The organism is Candidatus Symbiopectobacterium sp., assembly GCF_020054415.1.
Classification (GTDB): Bacteria; Pseudomonadota; Gammaproteobacteria; order Enterobacterales; family Enterobacteriaceae; genus Symbiopectobacterium.
Genome location: NZ_JAHWCO010000189.1, coordinates 1 through 4,025 on the forward strand (window position 1 = coordinate 1; position 4,025 = coordinate 4,025).

General features: G+C 56.8%; 7 protein-coding genes and 1 pseudogene. All 8 read right to left on the reverse strand.

Annotated elements, in window-relative coordinates; genetic code table 11:
* Positions 1-181: 181 nt before the first annotated feature.
* The 8 genes and pseudogenes from QZ506_RS05595 to QZ506_RS05630 all read right to left on the reverse strand — a co-directional run bounded on the left by QZ506_RS05595 (position 182) and on the right by QZ506_RS05630 (position 3,637).
* On the reverse strand, positions 182-370 hold the full coding sequence (locus tag QZ506_RS05595; protein ID WP_291969651.1) for a hypothetical protein: 189 nt from the start codon (positions 368-370) through the stop codon (positions 182-184).
* On the reverse strand, positions 339-956 hold the full coding sequence (locus QZ506_RS05600) for a hypothetical protein (protein WP_291969653.1): 618 nt from the start codon (positions 954-956) through the stop codon (positions 339-341). The genes QZ506_RS05595 and QZ506_RS05600 overlap by 32 nt, the downstream gene beginning before the upstream one ends.
* 9 nt (positions 957-965) lie before the next feature.
* On the reverse strand, positions 966-1,157 hold the full coding sequence (locus tag QZ506_RS05605) for a hypothetical protein (RefSeq protein WP_291969655.1): 192 nt from the start codon (positions 1,155-1,157) through the stop codon (positions 966-968).
* 60 nt (positions 1,158-1,217) lie between these two features.
* On the reverse strand, positions 1,218-1,499 hold the full coding sequence (locus QZ506_RS05610; RefSeq protein ID WP_291969657.1) for a hypothetical protein: 282 nt from the start codon (positions 1,497-1,499) through the stop codon (positions 1,218-1,220).
* On the reverse strand, positions 1,492-1,629 hold the full coding sequence (locus QZ506_RS05615; RefSeq protein ID WP_291969661.1) for a GpE family phage tail protein: 138 nt from the start codon (positions 1,627-1,629) through the stop codon (positions 1,492-1,494). The genes QZ506_RS05610 and QZ506_RS05615 overlap by 8 nt, the downstream gene beginning before the upstream one ends.
* Entirely contained in the window at positions 1,626-1,958 is a 333-nt protein-coding gene (locus QZ506_RS05620; protein ID WP_291969659.1) for a phage tail assembly protein, read from the reverse strand. The genes QZ506_RS05615 and QZ506_RS05620 overlap by 4 nt, the downstream gene beginning before the upstream one ends.
* A gap of 18 nt (positions 1,959-1,976) precedes the next feature.
* Complete coding sequence (locus QZ506_RS05625; RefSeq protein WP_291969663.1) at positions 1,977-2,492, reverse strand: phage major tail tube protein; 516 nt, start codon at positions 2,490-2,492, stop codon at positions 1,977-1,979.
* Positions 2,493-2,504: 12 nt separating this feature from the next.
* Positions 2,505-3,637, reverse strand: a pseudogene (locus QZ506_RS05630) (phage tail sheath protein).
* Positions 3,638-4,025: the final 388 nt, after the last annotated feature.

Sequence of the window (4,025 nt, forward strand, 5' to 3'; positions counted from 1 at the left end):
ACCCGCCGCCTGATACAATCAGCGGCTTTGTTGAATAAATAGATTTTATGCTGGCAGTACAGTGAAACGACGGATCCTCGCAACGCAAAATCATGCAGTTAGGCCTCATGAGAAAACTGTACACCTGAGGGGACAAGCATTCTCTACCAAAACTGGCTTGGCAAAACAGCATGACTCACTATTATTCAACAAAGCCGAATTTTTCCTGATTGACCATGCTAAAATCCTTGACATGGCCGGTTTTGTAATAGGCGGTATTTTTAATCAGACCGATGCGATCCATCTCATCCTTGCTGCGCTCGGTAATGCTCTTGCCAATCCAGTTACGCCGGGCAGAGTTAAGGGCGTTCCCGGTGGACTCGCCGCCCATTTCCTGGATCAAGTGCCCGAAGGCATAAAAAATATTCGCTTCTGTCGATGTCCTTGGCCGCTGAGCCGCCGCGCTTCATAAAATCATTGGTATCTTTCGGCGTCACCATGGTCTGCGTGACGGCAAACGCCTTCACCGATTCATTGATAAATCTGGCGAGCCGTTTCGGATCCTGGATCTCGTTGCGCAGCTCGGCGTTCTTCAGCATGGCGTACGACAGCTGATTGAAGCTTTCGGTCTGCTCGGGGGTGAGCAAGCCCTGATTGCCCAGCATCTTGATAGCGGTTTCCGCACGAGCAAGCTGCACAGTGGCGTCCTGAGTGTGGTGCTGGTCGCGGGTGATGGCCCATGATTCCGTGTATAACTTCATGAGTTCCGTTTGACTGTTGCCCAGTACGGGATGGCTGGCGACAAAGTCCTTTGCATTGCGTACTTGCTGCTCACTGACGCCCTGCGCCCTGAAACGCTGCACACGCTGGCTATAGGCCGCCGCTTCGCTTAACGCGGGTTTCATGCCCAGCAGCGTGGCACCGCCAGTGAGCGACATGGCCGCACCAGTGCCGGCGAGCTGGTTGCGTACCCCCACGGCCTAGTGTTAGCGGCTGCGGGCGTTGGTTAACCGCTTTTGTTGGACCGCCTGCTGTTCAAGGCGTTGCTGCTGGGTGGCCAGATGGGTATTGGCCTCGGCGGTGCGGGCTTTTAAGGTGCGCTGGGCGTCTGCCAGTTGACGGGTGGCAATGCCGCTTTGTTGCAGGGCGGTGCGCTGAGTCTGTAGCGCTGTCTGCAACGTGCCATATTTGGCCTGCAGTTGCCTGACAGCGGCGCGGGCCTGCTGAAATTGCCTGACCTAGCGAGCGGCCGGTGCGTCGGTGTCTTTCATGGCGAGCGCCAGGCGGCTAGCCTGGTCGCGGGCGGGGCGCAACGCATCAGCCACCTGAGCGGCCTGCTGTTTGGTTTTGACAACCCCTTGCAGCTGGCCCGACTGATTATCCAGCTGTTTCAGCTGGTCTTTGGCGGATTTTACCGCTGAGGCCAGCGTCCTGTTGCTGGCTTGCATGGCCTTAAACGGGCGGGTAAGCTTGTCTACCGCGCTCAATACTACCCGCAGGCGAAGGTCTTTATCACTCATCAACGGCTCCACTGCGGATCAGGGCCTTATGCCGCCAGGCCAGCAGATCACTGAGCGACATGGGCGCGGTATCGTCGGGCGCACAATGGAACACGGCGGCAATGTCCGCCGTTAAATCGTCAACCGTCAGTCTGTCGGGGAAGCGGACAGGGCCGAGTTCGGCACAAAAAAAAGTGTCAGGATAGCCTCCAGCTGATACAGGTCGGCCGGATCGAGGTTAAGGATTTCCTCTGGCGTCAGGGTCGGGACGGTCACGCGGGGCAGCACACGAATAAGCGCATCGACATCGGTTTCCAGCAGCGGCTGAAGGCGGGCGCCACGCAAATCGCCGGTGGTGAGTTTTCTGATGCTGACTTCGGTGATACGGGTCTTGCCGCGCACGACCGGCACCTCAAGGGTGACGGGCTTCTGTTTGAGTGCCTGGATATCGAGTGTTTCCTGGGTGGTGATGTCTTTCATGGTGCGGTTTCCTCTGTATTACAGGCCGATGGCGCGACGGTGTTCAGCCTGGCGATCCTCACCGCCGACCACTTCCACCATATTGAGGGTGTCGATTTCAATCGGCACCTCGCTGTCTATGGTCCGTTTGTAATAAACGTTTTTGACGCTGAGCTTGGTCTGGGTGTTGTCGCCGTATTTGTAGTTACCAAAATCAAATTCGGAGAAACGGCCGCGCATCACCACCTCTACGGCGCTGATCTCGCCGGTGTCGTCCCGCTGGTAACTGCCCATAAAGCGCAGGGGTACACCGCCTGCTTTCGGGATGGCACACTGACGGAAAATATGCGGATCAATGCCACCCAGGGTAATTTCTGCATCCAGTGCGCCATCCTCCAGCCCCAGATCAATATTCACCGCGCCTCCCATGCCGCCGCCGCGATAGGCCTCGAACTTGAGCGTCAGTTTGGGTAGTGTGATCCCTTCGGCAATGCCCTGATAGCTGTTGCCATCATTGAATATCACCATGTTTTTTAACTTGCGTGGTAAGGCAATGGCCTCCTCCGTTTAACCTTTGACACCCTGGGTGAGGTTCATCAGATGGCGATCAGTAATACGCTGGCATAACAGCAGATTTTCCAGCGGCGGTACCGGCGTATAGTCGTAATTAATCGTCAGCTTGCCCGCCTTGAGCGTGTCCTTGTCGTTGGCGGACGCATCCAGCCATACGCTGGCGTCAATCAGATAGCCGCCGCTTTTCAGCTCACGGAATTTGGCGCTGATCCCCTCGATTATATCCCGCCATAGCGAGGGGTGTCGCGGCTGGTCAACGGCCCACATCTGCGCTTCAGCCAGGGTGTCGGCCAGCACCTGAGCGGTACGGCTGGCGCTTTCAAACTGGAACAGCGGATCGTCCGAACAGGTGCGCGATCCCCAAAAACGGTAGCCGTCCTTGCGGATAAGCGTGGTGACGGCGTTCTGGTTCAGCAGGTTAGCATCAGTGGCGGTGTCCTGCAGATCCTAGGACACATCGGCACTGATGCCGGTGACGCCATTGACGCCGACATTGGACAGGGTTTTGTGCCAGCCGGTTTCCTAGTCGATTTTGGCGCGCAATCCGAGCGCACACGCGGTCGCCCAGGCGGTGTCGCTGGTGTTTTTATCCGCATCCCAGGCGAGAAAATCCGGCCAAATCAGCATGGCCTCGCGCTGATTAAAGTTTTCACGGTAGTTAATGGCTTCCGAGACTGTTTTACAGTCCCAAGCACTGAGGTAAGCTACAGCGCGCAGGTGTTGCGCGGCGGCCAGCAACTCGGCGGCGACCGCCTGGGTATCATGCCCCGGCACGCCAAGAATACGCGGTTTGACGCCGAGCTGGCCCTGAGCGGCCAAGAGCGCCTTGATACCGGTTTTTTGCCCTCTGCGGTGACGCCGCCTATGATATTATTGGTGGTTTCCGCTTCGGTCTTGCCCTGGGGGACACGTACCATCACGGTAACCGGTTTGGCCTAGTCGGCGATGGCGTCCAGCGCGCGGGCCAGCGTGCCCTTAGTGCCGGCCTTGCCGCTGGCGGTCAGCACATCGGTCAGCAATACCGGCGTATTGAGCGGAAAGGTTTTGGCGTCGGCATCATCCGCCGTGCAGACCATACCTACAATCGCGGTGCTGACCGTGGTAATGGTGCGGGTGCCTTCATTGATTTCCTACACGCGCACGCCATGGTGATAGTCCTGTGGCATAAGGCAATCTCATATCGGAGGTAATGGGAATAGGGTCATGATAACGACACGCCTTCAGCGATACCTGCAGCGCCGCTTGTGTGGTAACGGTCACAAGGTCGGTGCTTGCCACCGGCCCAAGGGATCATAGGGGAAGACGCGTTATGCCTCCTCATCTGGTGGTATCGGCCAGTCAATATCCGGCGCTTTGCTGATATGTATTAGTCGAGACTAGATCTGACACTGGACCTTGAAAGGTTGAGAGTTACCGGTTTTGATATGGGTGTCTGATCCTTAAACAAAACGCGAGGTAACTCTCATGCTTCATACTAACAATCCCATTATCAAACACAAAGCCGGCCTGCTCAAT